Source organism: Agrobacterium sp. DKPNP3 (assembly GCF_052686535.1).
This window is the reverse complement of record NZ_JBQYSN010000002.1, coordinates 44,216-61,585: the sequence shown is the minus strand read 5'-3', so window position 1 is coordinate 61,585 and position 17,370 is coordinate 44,216. Positions and strand designations below refer to the sequence as shown.

The window sequence follows — 17,370 nt, the reverse complement described above, 5'->3', positions numbered from 1 at the left end:
CCATGACTGACGACATGTCCCCACGTGACCGCGTCTCCGCTCGCAAAGGCGCTCCCGTTAAAGGGAGCGCCACGCCGGGCGGCTGGTGCGCCTCCAATCTCATTCTTGCGATGATGGCGGCTCTGTTCGCCGCCGTTGTCGCGCTCGAAGTTATCACGGGCTGATCGACCCTCATCGGTCGCCCTGTTTCAAACGCTGGAGCCTCTTCATGAGCCAGTCCAAACAAGCGAGCATCCTTGATTCTCGCATTCTCGTGCCGGCCATTGCCGACGCATTCAAAAAACTCAATCCGCGCACGCTTGCGCGCAACCCGGTCATGTTCGTGGTGGCGACGGTGTCGGTGCTGACGACGGTGCTGTTTGTCCGCGATCTCATCACCGGCGGCGCCAATCTCGCCTTTTCCTTCCAGATCAATCTCTGGCTCTGGTTCACGGTGCTATTTGCCAATTTTGCTGAAGCCGTCGCCGAAGGGCGCGGTAAGGCGCAGGCGGATTCGCTGCGCCGGACGCGGACCGAAACCCAGGCGAAGCTGCTGAGCGGTGACGACCGCAGCCAGTACACGATGGTGGCCGGCACCAGTCTGAAGGTGAACGATGTCGTACTCGTCGAGGCAGGCGATATCATCCCGTCCGACGGCGAGGTCATTGAAGGCGTTGCTTCCGTCAATGAGGCCGCCATCACGGGCGAATCCGCACCCGTCATCCGCGAATCCGGCGGCGATCGTTCAGCGGTTACCGGCGGCACGCAGGTGTTGTCGGACTGGATCCGCGTTCGCATCACTGCTGCTGCCGGCTCTACCTTCCTCGACCGGATGATTTCGCTGGTCGAAGGCGCCGAGCGCCAGAAGACACCGAACGAGATCGCGCTCAACATCCTGCTTGCGGGCATGACGCTGATCTTCGTTCTGGCCACCGCGACCATACCGAGTTTCGCGGCCTATGCCGGCGGCTCCATCCCGATCATCGTGCTGGTGGCGCTCTTCGTGACGCTCATTCCGACCACCATCGGTGCGCTTCTGTCGGCCATCGGCATTGCCGGCATGGACCGTCTGGTGCGTTTTAACGTGCTCGCCATGTCCGGCCGTGCCGTCGAGGCGGCGGGTGACGTCGATACGCTGCTGCTCGACAAGACCGGCACCATCACGCTTGGCAACCGGCAGGCGACCGAGTTTCGCCCCATCCCCGGCGTTTCCGAACAGGAGCTTGCCGATGCGGCGCAGCTCGCCTCGCTCGCTGACGAAACCCCGGAAGGCCGCTCCATCGTGGTGCTGGCCAAGGAAAAATACGGTATCCGTGCCCGTGACATGCAGAAGCTGCACGCCAGCTTCGTGCCCTTCACCGCCCAGACCCGCATGAGCGGCGTGGATTTCGAAGGTGCCTCCATTCGAAAGGGTGCGGTTGATGCGGTTCTTGCCTATGTCGATGGCGGCGCTCTGCAACATGGCAATGTGGCGCTTGCCCCCAAAACCGAAACGGATGCTACGCGGGCTATCCGCGCAATAGCAGAAGACATCGCCAAGGCCGGCGGCACGCCGCTTGCCGTGGTGCGCGACGGCAAGCTGCTCGGCGTCGTGCAACTGAAGGATATCGTCAAGGGTGGCATTCGCGAGCGTTTCGCGGAGCTTCGCCGCATGGGCATCCGCACGGTCATGATCACTGGCGACAATCCGATGACGGCTGCCGCCATCGCAGCGGAAGCCGGTGTCGATGATTTCCTCGCCCAGGCGACACCGGAAAACAAGCTGGACCTCATCCGCGAGGAACAGGCCAAGGGCAAGCTGGTGGCCATGTGCGGCGACGGCACCAATGATGCGCCGGCGCTGGCGCAGGCAGATGTCGGGGTTGCCATGAACACTGGCACGGTGGCGGCGCGTGAAGCGGGCAATATGGTCGATCTCGACAGCGATCCGACCAAGCTCATCGAGATCGTTGAAATCGGCAAGCAGTTGCTGATGACGCGCGGCGCTCTCACGACCTTCTCCATTGCCAACGATATCGCCAAATATTTCGCCATCATCCCGGCGATGTTTCTGGTGCTTTATCCGCAGCTTGGCGTGCTCAACGTGATGGGGCTTTCGACGCCGCAAAGCGCCATTCTGTCGGCCATCATCTTCAACGCGCTGATCATCATCGCGCTCATCCCGCTATCCTTGAAGGGTGTCAAATACCGTCCGATCGGCGCAGGCGCACTCCTGTCGCGCAATCTGGTCATCTACGGGCTTGGCGGCATCATCGTCCCCTTCATCGGCATCAAGCTCATCGACCTCGCCGTCACGGCGCTCGGTCTCGCCTGAGGAGTAAAGACAATGTTCAAGCAGCTTCGTCCCGCACTGGTGCTCATCCTCGCCACCACCGTCATCACCGGCCTGGCCTATCCTCTGGGCATGACGGGTCTCGCTCAGGCGATCTTCCCCTTTCAGGCCAATGGCAGCCTAATCGAAAAGAATGGTGCGGTTGTGGGTTCGCAATTGATCGGGCAGGCCTTTGCCAGTGAGAAATATTTCCATGGCAGGCCATCGGCTGCGGGTGATGGCTACAATGCCGCGTCTTCATCCGGCTCCAACCTCGGTCCGACGAGCGGCAAACTCATCGACAGGGTGAAGAAAGATTATGAGGCCGCAAAAGCTGAAAACCCGGCGGCCGAGGTTCCGGCCGATCTGGTGACGGCGTCGGGCAGCGGCCTTGATCCGCATGTTTCACCAGAGGCTGCCTATTTCCAGATTCCCCGGGTTGCAAAGGCGAGGGGGGTGGATGAGGCAGCCCTGCGGGCGATCGTCGAGCGTCATGTCGAAGGGCCGGAGCTTGGTTTCGTGGGAGAGCCCGTGGTGAATGTGCTCGCGCTGAATATGGAGCTTGACGCAGCCGGCTCATGAATTGAAATGGCTATGGCTTGTCCGCAAGCCATAGCCTCGACCACTGGTGGTTAAATGCCTGACGATATCAGCAATATCCCGAGCCGACCGTCGCCCGATGCGCTTCTGGAGAGCGCCAGGCGTGAAGCGCGAGGCCGGCTGAAGATTTTTCTGGGCGCAGCACCTGGCGTCGGCAAGACCTATGAGATGTTGATGTCCGGCCGGGCGAAGCTTGCGGACGGCGTCGACACGATCATCGGTGTCGTCGAAACCCACGGTCGTAAAGACACCGAGGCTCTGGTCGACGGGCTGTCCGTTGTTCCGCGCAGGCGTATTGAATATCGCGGACAGGTACTGGAGGAGATGGATCTGGATGCCATCCTTGCCCGCAGGCCCTCCCTTGTTCTGGTCGATGAACTGGCCCACACCAATGCGACTGGCAGCCGTCATCCAAAGCGCTACTTGGATGTTCAGGAGATTCTGGCGCAGGGGATAGATGTCTACACAACGCTGAATATCCAGCATGTTGAAAGCCTGAACGACATCGTCGCGCAGATCACCCGCATCCGTGTTCGTGAAACCGTGCCCGACAGCATCATCGACCGGGCGGACGATGTCGAAATCATCGACATCACGCCTGACGATCTGATCAAGCGTTTGCAGGATGGCAAGGTCTATCTGCCGCGTACAGCGCGCAGGGCCATCGAAAATTATTTCTCACGCGGCAACCTGACGGCGTTGCGCGAACTGGCGCTGCGGCGCACCGCGCAGCGAGTGGATGAGCAATTGCTCAACCATATGCAGTCCCATGCCATCTCCGGCCCCTGGGCGGCGGGAGACAGGGTCCTCGTTTGCCTGGATCACGGCGGCAACGGCCCGGGGCTGGTGCGATATGCCCGAAGGCAGGCGGATCGCCTGCGGGCGCCTTGGACGGCTCTGCACCTCGATACGCCGCGCTCCCAGCAGATGTCTGATGCCGATAAGGATCGGTTGGCTTCCACCATGCGCCTTGCGCAGCAGCTTGGCGGCGAGACGGTGACGTTGCCGGCCCTTGATCTGACCCGCGAGATCCTGTCTTACGCCAATGCCAATAATTTCACTCACATCATCATCGGTCGCCCGCGAAAATCGTGGTGGCAGCGACTATTCCAGCGTTCGCTGACACATGATCTGATCGACCATGCGGGCGATATCAGCGTGCATGTGATTTCCGGCGATAAGTCCACCGAAAAGCCGGCGCAGGCCGCCAAGGCGGCGTCGCCGCCATTGCACCGCTCGCTCTGGCCATATCTGACAAGTACGCTGTTCGTCGGTTTGGCAATTGTCGCAGGCATCGTTCTCGACCAGACGCTCGATGTGAGAAATCTGGCGCTGGTATTCCTTATGGCGGTGCTGGCGGCTGCCGTCCGCGGTGGCTTGGGACCCGCCATATACGCCTCCCTTCTCGGCGCTTTTTCCTTCAATTTCTTTTTTCTCGAACCGCGTTACACGCTCACCGTTCGCGATCCCGAAAGCGTCGTGGCGCTGCTGTTTTATTTCGGTGTGGCGCTGGTCGCCTCGAACCTCACCGCAGCGGTACAGCGACAGGCCGCCGCCGCGCGAGCGAGGGCCAGGACCACCGAAGACCTGTATCTGTTTTCGAAGAAGCTTTCGGTAACGGCCACGTTGGACGACGTCCTTTGGGCCGCAGCGTTCCAGATGGCCTCGATGCTGAAGGTGCGCATCATTCTGCTTCTGCCGGAAAACAACACGATCGCGGTCAAGGCCGGCTACCCACCCGATGATACACTTGTCGATGCCGATATTGCCGCCGCGCAGTGGGCCTGGGAGCATAACAAGGCCGCGGGCCGCGGGGCTGACACACTGCCTGGCGCAAAACGGCTTTATCTCCCATTGCGGACCGGCAGCGGTGCGGTCGGTGTGGTGGGGCTGGACGATGACCGCGTCGGACCGCTGCTGACGCCTGAGCAGCAACGGCTGTTTGATGCCTTGGCCGATCAGGCGGCACTCGCCATCGAGCGGATACAACTTGTGTCCGATGTGGATCGGGCAAGGTTAGCGGCGGAGACCGACCGGCTGCGCACCGCACTCCTGACCTCCATTTCCCACGACCTCAAAACGCCGCTCGCGGCAATCCTCGGCTCGGCCGGAACGCTGAAGGATTTCGCCGACGATATCCCGCCGGACGCGCGCGGGGAGCTACTCTCGACGATCATCGAAGAATCCGAGCGGCTCAACCGGTTCATCTCCAACCTTCTCGACATGACCCGGATCGGTTCCGGTGCGATGGAGCCGAATTTTGGTTTGCACTTTGTCGGCGATATGGTTGGCACCGCAATTTCCCGTGCGGCGAAAATTATCGTGAGGCATGAAATTGTTCTGGATATTCCCTCCGACTTGCCGATGCTGAAAGTCGATCCTGTGCTGTTCGAGCAGGTGCTGTTCAATCTTATCGACAATGCCGCCAAATATGCGCCCGAAAATACACAAATCGAAATCCGCAGCTGGCGGCAGGGGAAAACGATCTTCCTCGCTGTCGCCGATGCCGGACCGGGCATTCCGCCTGCCGATCTGGAGCGGGTGTTTGACAGTTTTTACCGGGTACGGAAGACGGATCACGTGCAGGCGGGAACCGGGCTTGGCCTCTCCATCTGCAAGGGGTTTATCGAGGCCATGGGCGGCTCGATAAGGGCGGAAAACAGATCGGGTCGGGCGGGCGCTCAGTTTACGGTCAGTCTGCCGGTTCCTCCAGATGCCCCGATGATAGACCATGATTAAGGCGCGATTGCTGATAAGAAACGGTGATGCCGCATCCGGCCGCTGAAGGAGATCGGAATGACTAATTCCGCCGTTCGTATTTTGATCGTCGACGATGAACCGCCCATTCGCAAGCTATTGCGCGTGGGCCTGTCGAGCCAGGATTACGCGGTGAGCGAGGCGATGAATGCGAAGGTGGCCATGCAACTGGTGGAGCAGGACAAGCCCGATCTGATCGTTCTCGACCTCGGCCTGCCGGATATGTCGGGCCACGATCTCCTTGCGAAATGGCGTCGCGAGGGGCTTGCCCTGCCTGTCATCATTCTTTCCAGTCGCACGGACGAGGCGGGTATCGTCCGGGCCCTGGAGTTGGGTGCCGATGACTATGTTTCCAAACCTTTCGGCATGAACGAACTCGTCGCCCGCATCCGGGTTGCCCTGCGTCATCGTTTGCAAAGCCAGGGGGAGAAACCTGTTTTTCAGACCGGTGATCTTTCGGTTGATCTGGTGAGACGCATTGTGAAGGTTGAGGGCCGGGAGGTGAAACTCTCGCCGAAGGAATATGACATCCTGCGGGTCCTCGTCCAGCACGCGGGAAAGGTCCTGACCCACCGATTTCTGCTTGAACATGTGTGGGACGAATTGACCGACGTGCAATATCTGCGGGTCTATGTCCGACAGCTACGCCAGAAGATCGAAAAAATTCCGGATCAGCCGCGCTATATCCTGACGGAAACCGGGGTCGGCTACCGGTTGCAGGAGGTTTGAGGGCGTCGCACAGCAACGCCCTCCTACGTCTTAGACGGCAGCGCAGATGGACAGGAATTCGTCCACATCAGCTTCTGTCGTCGCAAAGCTCGTCACCATGCGTATCAGGACTTCGTCCTTGCTGACCTTTTCCGGCATGTCACGCGGCTCCAGCCAGTCATAGAATTTCGCGCCTTTTTCAGTTGCGGCTTCAGCGGCTGCTTTCGGAAGAATGGCGAAAACCTCGTTGGCCTGAGTCGGCCAGGCGAGACGCGCGCTGTTCAGAGAGCCAAAGCCAGCGCGCAGCCGGTTGGCCATGGTGTTGGCGTGGCTTGCAAGACCGAGCCAGAGGTCGTCCTGCAGATAAGCTTCAAACTGCGCGGCGATGAAACGTGACTTCGAAAACAGCTGGGCCGTGCGTTTGCGCAGGAACGAGAAATCCCGCGCGAGCGAGGGATCGAAAAAGACGATTGCTTCCGCGCACCAGCAGCCATTCTTCGTGCCGCCAAAGGACAGCACGTCAACGCCGCGTTTCCAGGTCATTTCGGCCGGCGTGGTACCCAAAGCGGTAAGTGCATTGGCAAACCGCGCGCCGTCCATGTGCAATGGCAGGCCGTTTTCCTTGGCGATCTTGGAAATGGCGTCTATTTCGTCGAGCGTGTAGACGGTGCCCGCTTCGGTCGCCTGCGTCATGGTGATGGCGGCGGCGCGGCCGTGGTGAACGGCATCCTGCGGATATCGGGCAATGCGCTCGATCAGGTTTTCCGGCAACATCTTACCATTCGGCCCCTCAACAGCGACCATGCGCATGCCGGAAAAGAAATCCGGCGCGCCGCATTCATCCTCGATTACATGGGCTTCCGAATGGCAGAACGTCAAGCCGCCGGCGCGGGCGATGCTGGCGAGCGACAGAGAATTGGCCGCCGTACCGGTCGCGACAAAAAACACCGCAACCTCGCGTTCGAAGATTTCGTTGAAGCGCCTTTCGATCGAGAGATCGAGTTCGCTGGTGCCATAGGCGGCGGCAAAACGTGTCGATTCCCGAGACAGTCGCTCATTGACGGCCGGGTGGGCGCCAGCCCAATTATCTGAAGCAAAAAACATCTGCGAAGGCTTTCCGATGGCTGAGGGTCTGTGTCTGGACGTGTGAGGCTATGCTCAGAAAAAGTTCTATGACCTCTGACCGCGATTGGCAAATCCGGCAATGAAAGCAATGGCAAGAAGGTATTCCAGGTAACAATGTTTCACGCAATAGGTCAGTATCGAAACTTCGCTGAATGCCAGGGTACCCGCTAATTGGATTCGGACACTTGCTAAAGGCGACCAATTCTGCCAAAATCACCAGGAATTGAGACAGTCTTGCTGTCCTAAATTTGATCCAGCCGGTCCAGATGGTGTTTGCGGTAAGCAAAATCCCTAAGGTGCCGGATCTTCGCATGAAACCGTGCAAGTGATTTTGCAGGAGGGACAAAAATGAAAATCGAGCAGCAGGCCGCAAGCGCCGCCGCAATCCTGACCAACGACTGTCCCTCCGTGGCCGCCGCTGCGCCCATGTCTGCGAAAGCGCGTTTCGCGGGTGGTTTGCCGGAAAAGCAGGGTCTTTACGATCCGGCCAACGAGCATGACGCCTGCGGCGTCGGCTTCGTTGCGCATATGAAGGGCCAGAAGTCGCACCAGATCGTCAAGGATGGCCTCTTCATCCTCGAAAACCTGACCCACCGCGGCGCTGTCGGCGCCGACCCGCTGATGGGCGATGGCGCGGGCATTCTGGTGCAGATTCCGGACCGTTTCTTCCGCGAAGAGATGGCGGGCCAGGGCGTGACCTTGCCGAAGGCAGGGGAATACGCCGTCGGTCACATCTTCATGCCGCGTGATCCCGCGCGCATCGAGCACTACAAGAAGGTGATTGTCGACGTGATCGGCGAAGAGGGGCAGCAGTTCCTTGGTTTCCGTGACGTACCGGTCGATAATTCCTCGCTGTCAAAGGCGCCGGATATTGCTGCCACCGAGCCGCACCATGTTCAGGTTTTCATCGGTGCTGGGCGCGACGCCGCGACCAATGCCGATTTCGAGCGCAAGCTGTTCCTGATCCGCAAGGTCCTCTCCAACCGCATCTATGACGAGGGCGGCGGCAAGGAAACGCAGGATTTCTATCCCGTTTCCCTCTCCTCCTCGACCATCGTCTACAAGGGCATGTTCCTCGCCTATCAGGTTGGCGCCTATTACAAGGACCTGGCCGATCCGCGTTTCGAATCGGCCGTGGCGCTCGTGCATCAGCGTTTCTCGACCAACACCTTTCCGTCCTGGAAACTGGCGCACCCCTATCGCATGGTCGCCCATAATGGCGAAATCAACACGCTGCGCGGTAACGTCAATTGGATGGCGGCGCGTCAGGCTTCCGTTTCGTCGGCGCTGTTCGGCGATGACATTTCCAAGCTCTGGCCGATTTCTTATGAAGGCCAGTCGGATACGGCCTGCTTCGATAACGCGCTCGAGTTCCTTGTGCGCGGTGGTTATTCCATGGCCCATGCCGTGATGATGCTGATCCCTGAAGCCTGGGCTGGCAACCAGTCCATGTCTGCCGAACGCAAGGCGTTCTACGAATATCATGCAGCCCTGATGGAGCCGTGGGACGGTCCTGCTGCCGTTGCCTTTACCGATGGCAAGCAGATTGGCGCGACGCTCGACCGCAACGGCCTGCGCCCGGCGCGTTACCTCGTCACCGATGACGACCGTATCATCATGGCATCCGAGGCAGGCACCCTGCCGGTCCCTGAGGAGCGGATTGTCAAGAAGTGGCGTCTGCAGCCCGGCAAGATGCTGCTGATCGATATGGAAAAGGGTTCGATCGTTTCCGACGAGGAAGTGAAGCACGAGCTTGCCGCGAAGCATCCTTACCGCACCTGGCTCGACCGCACGCAGCTCATTCTCGAAGAGCTGAAGCCGGTTGAACCGCGCGCGTTGCGCCGCGACGTGTCGCTGCTCGACCGCCAGCAGGCCTTCGGTTACACCAGCGAAGATACGAAGCTTCTGATGTCGCCGATGGCGACGACGGGTCAGGAAGCCATTGGCTCCATGGGCACCGATACGCCGATTTCGGCCATGTCGGAAAAGTCGAAGCTGCTCTACACCTATTTCAAGCAGAACTTCGCCCAGGTGACGAACCCGCCGATCGATCCGATCCGCGAAGAGCTCGTCATGAGCCTCGTGTCCTTTATTGGTCCGCGGCCGAACATTCTCGACCACGAAGGTGCCGCCCGCGCTAAGCGTCTGGAAGTGCGCCAGCCGATCCTGACCAATGGCGACCTGGAAAAGATCCGCTCCATCGGCCACACGGAGGACCGCTTCGACACCAAGACGCTCGACTTCACCTATGATGTGGAGCGCGGTGCCGAGGGCATGCCTGAAATGCTCGAACGCCTGTGCGAGCGCGCGGAATCGGCTGTTCGCGGCGGTTACAACATCATCGTTCTCTCCGACCGTCAGCTTGGACCGGATCGCATTGCGATCCCGGCGCTGCTGGCGACGGCCGCCGTGCATCATCATCTGATCCGCAAGGGCCTGCGCACCTCGGTCGGTCTCGTCGTGGAAACCGGTGAGCCGCGCGAAGTCCACCATTTCTGCCTGCTTGCCGGTTATGGCGCGGAGGCGATCAACCCCTACCTCGCCTTCGATACGCTGCTCGACATGCACAAGCACGGCGCTTTCCCGAAGGAAGTCTCCGATGACGAAGTGGTCTATCGCTACATCAAGGCGGTGGGCAAAGGCATCCTCAAGGTCATGTCCAAAATGGGGATTTCGACCTACCAGTCCTATTGCGGCGCGCAGATCTTCGACGCCATCGGCCTCTCTTCGGAATTCGTCGAGAAGTATTTCTTCGGCACTGCGACCTCGATCGAGGGCGTTGGTCTGACGGAGATCGCCGAGGAAACCGTGGCGCGCCATACCGCAGCATTCGGCAAGGACCCGATCCTCGCGAACACGCTCGATATCGGCGGCGAATATGCTTATCGCATGCGCGGCGAAAGCCACGCCTGGACTCCGGATGCCGTCGCTTCGCTGCAGCATGCGGTTCGTGGCAACAGCCAGGATCGCTACCGCGAATTCGCCGCCATGGTGAATGAGACGGCACTGCGCATGAACACCATCCGCGGCCTGTTCAACATCAAGTCGGCGGAAGCGCTCGGCCGCAAGCCTGTGTCCATTGATGAGGTCGAGCCTGCGGCTGACATCGTAAAGCGCTTCTCGACGGGCGCCATGTCCTTCGGCTCGATCAGCCGCGAGGCGCATACGACGCTTGCTATCGCCATGAACCAGATCGGCGGCAAGTCCAACACCGGTGAGGGCGGCGAAGAATCCGACCGTTACCTACCGCTGCTCAATGGCAAGCCGAACCCGGAACGCTCGGCCATCAAGCAGATCGCGTCCGGTCGTTTCGGCGTGACGACGGAATATCTCGTCAATGCCGATATGCTGCAGATCAAGGTCGCGCAGGGTGCAAAGCCCGGCGAAGGCGGACAGCTGCCTGGCCACAAGGTGGATGCGACGGTTGCCAAGACCCGTCATTCCACCCCGGGCGTCGGCCTGATCTCGCCGCCGCCGCACCACGATATCTACTCGATCGAAGATCTGGCGCAGCTGATCTACGACCTCAAGAACGTCAATCCGGAAGCCGATGTTTCGGTTAAGCTGGTATCGGAAGTGGGCGTTGGAACGGTTGCGGCCGGTGTGGCCAAGGCCCGCGCCGATCATATCACCGTCTCCGGTTTCGATGGCGGTACCGGTGCATCGCCGCTGACGTCGCTTAAGCACGCGGGCTCCCCGTGGGAAATCGGCCTTGCCGAAACCCAGCAGACGCTGGTGCTGAACGGTCTTCGCTCGCGCGTTGCCCTGCAGGTGGATGGCGGTCTGAAGACCGGCCGCGACGTCATCATCGGCGCGCTGCTCGGTGCGGATGAATTCGGTTTTGCCACCGCGCCGCTGATTGCGGCGGGCTGCATCATGATGCGCAAATGCCACCTCAATACGTGCCCAGTGGGCGTCGCTACTCAGGACCCGGTCCTGCGCAAGCGCTTCAAGGGCACGCCGGAACACGTCATCAACTACTTCTTCTTCGTGGCCGAAGAAGTGCGCGAAATCCTTGCTTCGCTTGGCGTAACCAAGCTGGACGAGATCATCGGCGCTTCCGAACTGCTTGAGAAGGATGAGATGCTGGCGCACTGGAAGGCTAAGGGGCTGGATTTCAGCCGCATCTTCCACAAGGTCGAGGCCCCGAAGGAAGCGACCTTCTGGACCGAACGCCAGAAGCACCCGATCGACGACATTCTCGACCGAAAGCTGATCGAGAAGTCGCAGCCATCGCTCGAAAACCGCGAGCCTGTGGTTTTCGAAGTGCCGATCAAGAACGTCGACCGGTCGGCCGGCGCCATGCTGTCGGGGGCGTTGGCGAAGCGCTGGGGCCATAAGGGTCTGAAGGACGACACGATCCACGTGACGTTGCGCGGCACGGCGGGTCAGTCCTTCGGCGCGTTCCTTGCCCGCGGCATCACCTTCGATCTCGTAGGGGATGGCAACGACTATGTCGGCAAGGGTCTGTCAGGTGGCCGCATCATCGTGCGCCCACCGGAAAATACCCGGATCGTCGCGGAAAACTCGATCATCGTGGGCAACACGGTTCTCTATGGTGCGATCACCGGCGAGTGCTATTTCCGTGGCGTGGCAGGCGAGCGCTTCGCCGTGCGCAACTCCGGTGCGGTCGCTGTTGTCGAAGGCGTGGGCGACCACGGCTGCGAATATATGACTGGCGGTATCGTGGTGGTTCTCGGGGAAACGGGCCGTAACTTCGCGGCCGGCATGTCCGGTGGCGTGGCTTACGTTCTCGATGAAAAGGGCGACTTTGCCACCCGTTGCAACATGGCCATGGTCGAGCTGGAGCCGGTTCCGGAAGAAGACGACATGCTGGAAAAGCTGCATCATCACGGCGGCGATCTCATGCACAAGGGACGCGTTGACGTCTCCGAGGACATGACGCGTCACGACGAGGAGCGCCTTTACCAGCTGATCTCAAACCACTTCCACTACACGAATTCGTCGCGTGCCAAGGATATACTCGATCGCTGGAGCGAGTTCCGTCCGAAATTCCGCAAGGTCATGCCGGTTGAATACCGTCGTGCGCTTGAGGAAATGGAGCGCATGCGCATGGGCGTGGCGGCGGAGTAATCCGCCGCGTGAGGACACTACACCAGCTGGTCTCGCGGTCGCCGTTCCCACGGCGATCTAGCGCTCGAGCGGCGAGACCGGATTTGAATTCATCGTGCTGGGGGCGGCTTTAGGTTTCGCCACTTGGTACTGGGGCCCGACAGGCGCTCCGCTTTGATGTGAGGACATAAACGTGGGCAAGGTTACAGGTTTTCTCGAGATCGACCGGCAGGTGGGCAAGTATCAGCCTGCATCGGATCGTATCCGCCATTTCCGCGAATTCACCATTCCGATGTCGGATGCCGAGGTGCAGAAGCAGGCGGCGCGCTGCATGGATTGCGGCATTCCCTATTGCCATGGCCCGACCGGCTGTCCCGTGCACAACCAGATCCCGGACTGGAACGATCTTGTTTACAATAACAACTGGGAGGAGGCGATCCGCAACCTCCATTCCACCAACAACTTCCCTGAATTCACCGGCCGCGTCTGCCCAGCGCCCTGCGAGGAAGCCTGCACGCTGAACCTCGAAGACACGCCGGTCGCCATCAAGACGGTCGAGCAGGCCATCGCCGACAAGGCTTATGAACTGGGCTTCATCGTGCCGAAGCCGGCGACGATCCATACCGGCAAAAAGGTCGCCATCATCGGCTCCGGCCCTTCGGGCATGGCGGCGGCACAGCAGCTTGGCCGCGCCGGTCACGAGGTGCATGTCTATGAGCGGGAATCAAAGCCCGGCGGCCTGCTTCGTTACGGTATCCCTGATTTCAAGATGGAAAAGAACTTCATTGATCGGCGGGTCGAGCAGATCAAGGGCGAAGGCGTTACCTTCCATTGCGGTGTTAATGTCGGCGTCGACGTGACCGTTCAGTCGCTTCTGGCCGACCATGACGCGGTTCTTTACTGCGGCGGCTCTGAAACCCCGCGTCCAGCCGGCATCGGCGGGGCGGACCTGCATGGAGTGCACGATGCCATGCCATATCTCGTGCAGCAGAACCGTCGCGTTGGCCGTGAAAACATCGATAGCATCGGCTGGCCGGCCGATCCTATCCTCGCCGGTGGCAAGCATGTTGTCGTCGTCGGCGGCGGTGATACCGCGTCAGACTGCGTGGGTACGGCGTTCCGCCAGGGCGCGGTGAAGGTCACACAGCTCGACATCCGCCCGATGCCGCCGGAAAAGGAAGACAAGCTTGCGGTTTGGCCCTTCTGGGCGACCAAGATGCGCACGTCCTCGTCGCAGGCGGAAGGCGCGGTGCGCGAGTTCCAGGTCGCCACACTGGAATTCGTCGGCGAAGACGGCGTTCTGACCGGTGTGAAGTGCTGTCAGGTGGATGAACGCCGCAAGCCAATCGCCGGTACCGAATTCATTATCAAAGCCGATCTCGCCTTCATCGCCATTGGTTTTTCCGGTCCCTTCACGGATAGCGTGCTGAAGGAAATGGAAGGCAAGTTGACGCTCAACACGGACCGGCGTGGTTCCACCAATGTGGTCGCCAACGAGACGGATTACAGGACGTCGGTCGAGAAGCTCTGGGCTGCGGGCGACGTTCGCCGTGGTCAGTCCCTTGTGGTCTGGGCAATCCGCGAAGGCCGGCAGGCCGCCCGCGCGATCGATGAGGCGCTGATGGGCGCCACGGTTCTGCCGCGCTAAGCCGGCGGAATCGATAAAGATGGAAAGGCCTGTTGCAGAAGCGACAGGCTTTTTCGTTTGATTGCCGTGCGATCAGCAAAAGGGAAGCGTGATGCGGAAGCAGGCGCCGCCGGTGGAGGAATCGCTGATGCTGATCTCGCCGTTGTGATAACGGACGATTTCCTGAAATAGATTGAGTTCAAGCGGGCAAGATCGAGCGTGCCGACGGAATCAACGATAATATCGAACCGATGGAGCGCAGCTGACAGCGCTGCCGCCATTTCGCGTTCGTCTTCTACAAGAAGCAGGCGCATGAACGATCTCGGCATTAACAGGCGTGACTTCTCGGGGGAATGGCACGCGCGCAAAATAAGAAGGACTGCGTCATCGATGCTCAGTGCATCAGACGCGTTAGCTTGAAATAAATATCGCCAGGCAGAAAGTATGATCGCAATTAATAGACGATCACCCAGCATTCCTGCAAAGCTTAGTCAAGACTGTCATTGATGGGTTGCCTCAACATTACGCCGGTGAGGCTCGGCTCGATGGAAATGGCGCTTACTGTTTCGCTTGTGTGGTGTCTGTGACCACGCGATAGTCATCGATGCGGCCTGCAGGCGCATCGGCCATCTCGCCGCGTTTGGTCAGCCTCTCGCGTGGCGATTCCACGACGGAAACGCGAGCCGGAGTGGGAGAGGGAGGGACATCGCCAAGCAATTTGTCGCCCCCATCAAGAGCAGGATCGGTGAGGCTGATCGGCTGGGTACGCACTTGGCCGGCATCGATGCCGAGTGCGGGCAGGGAGGTGAGGGCTGGCAGATTGCTGCCGTCGAGTTTGACCAGATCAGGGCCCGCGCCATCAAGGTGACGGCGCACGAACTTTTCGACATAAAAGGCAAGCTTGCGTTTGCCGGCCTGTGTCATGCCAATACCATCAGCTTCACGAAGGCGGGCTTGCTGACCATTCATGTCATAGCCGGTGACGACGAATTTTCCTGCCTCATCCACGAAGCCATCCCAGACGTCAACGAATTCCCCGCCATATTTTTCAACGTGGTTGCGATAGAGCCGGTTGAAGCCGACCAGATCAGCGGAGAGCGACGGCGACTGGAAGGCGGGCAGGCCGACCCAAAGCACAGGAACCTTTGGACGTCCTGCGAGTGTCAGCAGTTCGTCGATGCGTCGTTCATATTCCTTGAACCAGACTTCGGTACCGAATTTTTCCTTGCTATCGCCGATCTGCATCTGCTGGCGATCGTTGGACCCCATCATGATGACGATGGTTGCCGGATTCGTCTCGGTAATGAATTGCGGAAGGGTCTTGAACCAGTCGTAATAATCGGTGCGAACAAGACCTGAAGAGCCGTTGGCGCGCACATCGACGACAATCGCCGGCGAGTTGGCGAACGCGTTGACCAGCTCTTCTCCCATGCCACCGGCAAGGAAGTCGCCGATGACCAATACGCGCCGCGCATTTTCAAGCTTGGCGGCAGGCTCCGGCTTTGCGGTGCGCATCTGCACAACCGACGGTGTTTTCTTGGTCGGTTGCGGCCGGGTGACCGATCTCGTTGGCGGGGCAGATGGAAAATCGCGGCGGCTGCGGCGCTGGTATTCGCGGTCTGACCCGCCGTCGCGGCCCACCGGCTTGCCGAACAGCATCTCAAACAGGGTGCGCCGCTGCTCCTGCGCGATGCTTTCGGCGGGAGCAAGCGGCAGCGCAAGCACGGTGCAAAGAAGGACAGCGCAGAAACGCCAGCCGCTTCTTCCATAGTTTGCCGCAGGTTTCGCACTCATCACATCAACCCTTCCGGATATTTCGGCGGCGGATTTTTGGGTGCCGCCGAATGTGCCGGGACATTATCAGTTGCGCAGCGCCCTCAGCAGACGCTGCGACGGCTGGCCATCGGTTTCCATACCCATACGCGACTGGATAGCGCTGATGGCGGCTTTCGAGCCGGAGCCGAAGTTTCCGTCGACTTCGCCATCATAATAGCCGAGTTCCTTCATGCGGGTCTGAAGCTCGAATTTTTCTCTGATATCCAGCGTGCCATCCGGGCGTGGCCACTTCTGCTGCATGCCGCCATAACCGGCAATCTCGTCAGCCAGCAGGCCCACGGCCAGAGCGTAGCTGTCGGATGCGTTGTATTTTTTGATGGTGAAGAAGTTCTTCATCATCAGGAAACCCGGACCGTTGGCACCGCCCTGCAGTTTCAGCATCGCGCGGTCCGTACCACGCGTGAAGCTTTTGCCGTTCGGCCTGGTGAAGCCAAGTTTTGCCCACTCTGCAATGGTTTTCGTCTGCCCTTCATAACGGGCGCCGCCCCGCGGGACCGCCGTCTCGTAACCCCAGGTGCGGCCCGGCTCCCAGCCGTTCTTTGCAAGGAGGTTGGCGGCCGTCGCCAGCGCGTCCGGCACGGAATGCCAGATATCACGCTTGCCATTACCGTCAGCATCAACCGCATAGAGCAGGTAGCTTGTGGGAATGAACTGGGTGTGACCCATTGCTCCAGCCCACGAACCCGTCAATTGCTTGGGCGTGACATCGCCAGCCTGAAGAATCTTGAGCGCAGCGATCAGCTGGGTGCGCGCGAATTTGGCGCGCTTGGGATCGGAATAGGCGAGCGTTGCAAGCGCCTGCGGGATGTTGTGCAGCCGCTCCGGCTTTTCGAGAACAGCGCCGTAGTTGGACTCCATCGACCAGATGGCAAGGATGATGTGTTTGTCGACGTTGAAGTTGCGCTCGATCCAGTTAAGCGTCGCCGCGTGTTTCATCTTCATCTCGCGGCCGATCCGCACCGTGTACGGATTGACGCGTGAGTCAAGATAATCCCAGATCTGCGTGGTGAATTCCGGCTGGAAGGTTGCCTTGCGAAGCGCGTCGGGATCCGGCTCGCTGACGCCGGCAAAGGCCTTCTGATAGGTCGCCTTGCTAATGCCTTCTTTCGCGGCTGTTGCATAGAACTGGTTGATCCACTGACGGAATCCCTGATCGGCTTTGGCCGCGACAGGCGCCAGCGAGATTGCCAGGCCGGCAAACACCATGCAGCCGAATTTGCGGACATCTGAAAGGATCATCTTTGTCATCGTCTGTCTTTCGTTCTCTCGAATGTCATTTCGATTGCGAAAACGCATCGGGCGTCGTCATGGATAACAAAAGATCGTCAACAAATTCTTTACCATTAATAGATGG

The 17,370-nt window shown here is 59.8% G+C and carries 10 protein-coding genes and 1 pseudogene; 7 read left to right on the top strand and 4 right to left on the bottom strand.

Annotation, left to right across the window (positions count from 1 at the left end; translation table 11 throughout):
• Positions 1 to 2: 2 nt before the first annotated feature.
• The 5 genes from ACUTJJ_RS01020 to ACUTJJ_RS01000 are packed head-to-tail and all read left to right on the top strand — an operon-like array spanning position 3 to position 6,376.
• On the top strand, positions 3 to 164 hold the full coding sequence (locus ACUTJJ_RS01020) for a hypothetical protein (protein WP_404494886.1): 162 nt from the start codon (positions 3 to 5) through the stop codon (positions 162 to 164).
• Positions 165 to 208: 44 nt separating this feature from the next.
• On the top strand, positions 209 to 2,293 hold the full coding sequence (kdpB, locus tag ACUTJJ_RS01015; protein ID WP_445541012.1) for a potassium-transporting ATPase subunit KdpB: 2,085 nt from the start codon (positions 209 to 211) through the stop codon (positions 2,291 to 2,293).
• A 12-nt stretch (positions 2,294 to 2,305) separates the two neighbouring features.
• The gene (kdpC, locus tag ACUTJJ_RS01010; protein ID WP_445541011.1) at positions 2,306 to 2,872 is read left to right on the top strand and encodes a potassium-transporting ATPase subunit KdpC; all 567 of its coding nucleotides are present in this window, start codon (positions 2,306 to 2,308) and stop codon (positions 2,870 to 2,872) included.
• A 54-nt stretch (positions 2,873 to 2,926) separates the two neighbouring features.
• Positions 2,927 to 5,629 carry a DUF4118 domain-containing protein gene (locus ACUTJJ_RS01005; RefSeq protein WP_445541010.1) on the top strand — a complete coding sequence of 901 codons (2,703 nt, stop codon included), beginning with the start codon at positions 2,927 to 2,929 and terminating at the stop codon, positions 5,627 to 5,629.
• A gap of 57 nt (positions 5,630 to 5,686) precedes the next feature.
• Positions 5,687 to 6,376, top strand: a complete 690-nt coding sequence (locus ACUTJJ_RS01000) for a response regulator transcription factor (RefSeq protein ID WP_063950330.1) — start codon at positions 5,687 to 5,689, stop codon at positions 6,374 to 6,376.
• 30 nt (positions 6,377 to 6,406) lie between these two features.
• Here ACUTJJ_RS01000 and ACUTJJ_RS00995 read toward each other — a convergent pair whose 3' ends face one another.
• Complete coding sequence (locus ACUTJJ_RS00995; RefSeq protein WP_063950331.1) at positions 6,407 to 7,459, bottom strand: threonine aldolase family protein; 1,053 nt, start codon at positions 7,457 to 7,459, stop codon at positions 6,407 to 6,409.
• 447 nt (positions 7,460 to 7,906) lie between these two features.
• Between ACUTJJ_RS00995 and gltB the strand changes: the two genes are divergently transcribed.
• Both gltB and ACUTJJ_RS00985 read left to right on the top strand, forming a co-directional pair.
• Complete coding sequence (gene gltB, locus ACUTJJ_RS00990) at positions 7,907 to 12,574, top strand: glutamate synthase large subunit (RefSeq protein ID WP_236734446.1); 4,668 nt, start codon at positions 7,907 to 7,909, stop codon at positions 12,572 to 12,574.
• Positions 12,575 to 12,746: 172 nt separating this feature from the next.
• Positions 12,747 to 14,201, top strand: a complete 1,455-nt coding sequence (locus ACUTJJ_RS00985) for a glutamate synthase subunit beta (RefSeq protein ID WP_445541009.1) — start codon at positions 12,747 to 12,749, stop codon at positions 14,199 to 14,201.
• A 182-nt stretch (positions 14,202 to 14,383) separates the two neighbouring features.
• On the opposite strand, the pseudogene ACUTJJ_RS00980 reads toward ACUTJJ_RS00985, so the two are convergent.
• From ACUTJJ_RS00980 to ACUTJJ_RS00970, 3 genes and pseudogenes are all read right to left on the bottom strand, one after another.
• Positions 14,384 to 14,494, bottom strand: a pseudogene (locus ACUTJJ_RS00980) (DNA-binding response regulator); the annotation flags it as partial.
• 244 nt (positions 14,495 to 14,738) lie between these two features.
• Positions 14,739 to 15,974 carry an SGNH/GDSL hydrolase family protein gene (locus ACUTJJ_RS00975; protein ID WP_445541008.1) on the bottom strand — a complete coding sequence of 412 codons (1,236 nt, stop codon included), beginning with the start codon at positions 15,972 to 15,974 and terminating at the stop codon, positions 14,739 to 14,741.
• Positions 15,975 to 16,040: 66 nt separating this feature from the next.
• Positions 16,041 to 17,264 carry a lytic murein transglycosylase gene (locus ACUTJJ_RS00970; RefSeq protein ID WP_063950336.1) on the bottom strand — a complete coding sequence of 408 codons (1,224 nt, stop codon included), beginning with the start codon at positions 17,262 to 17,264 and terminating at the stop codon, positions 16,041 to 16,043.
• Positions 17,265 to 17,370 lie beyond the last annotated feature (106 nt).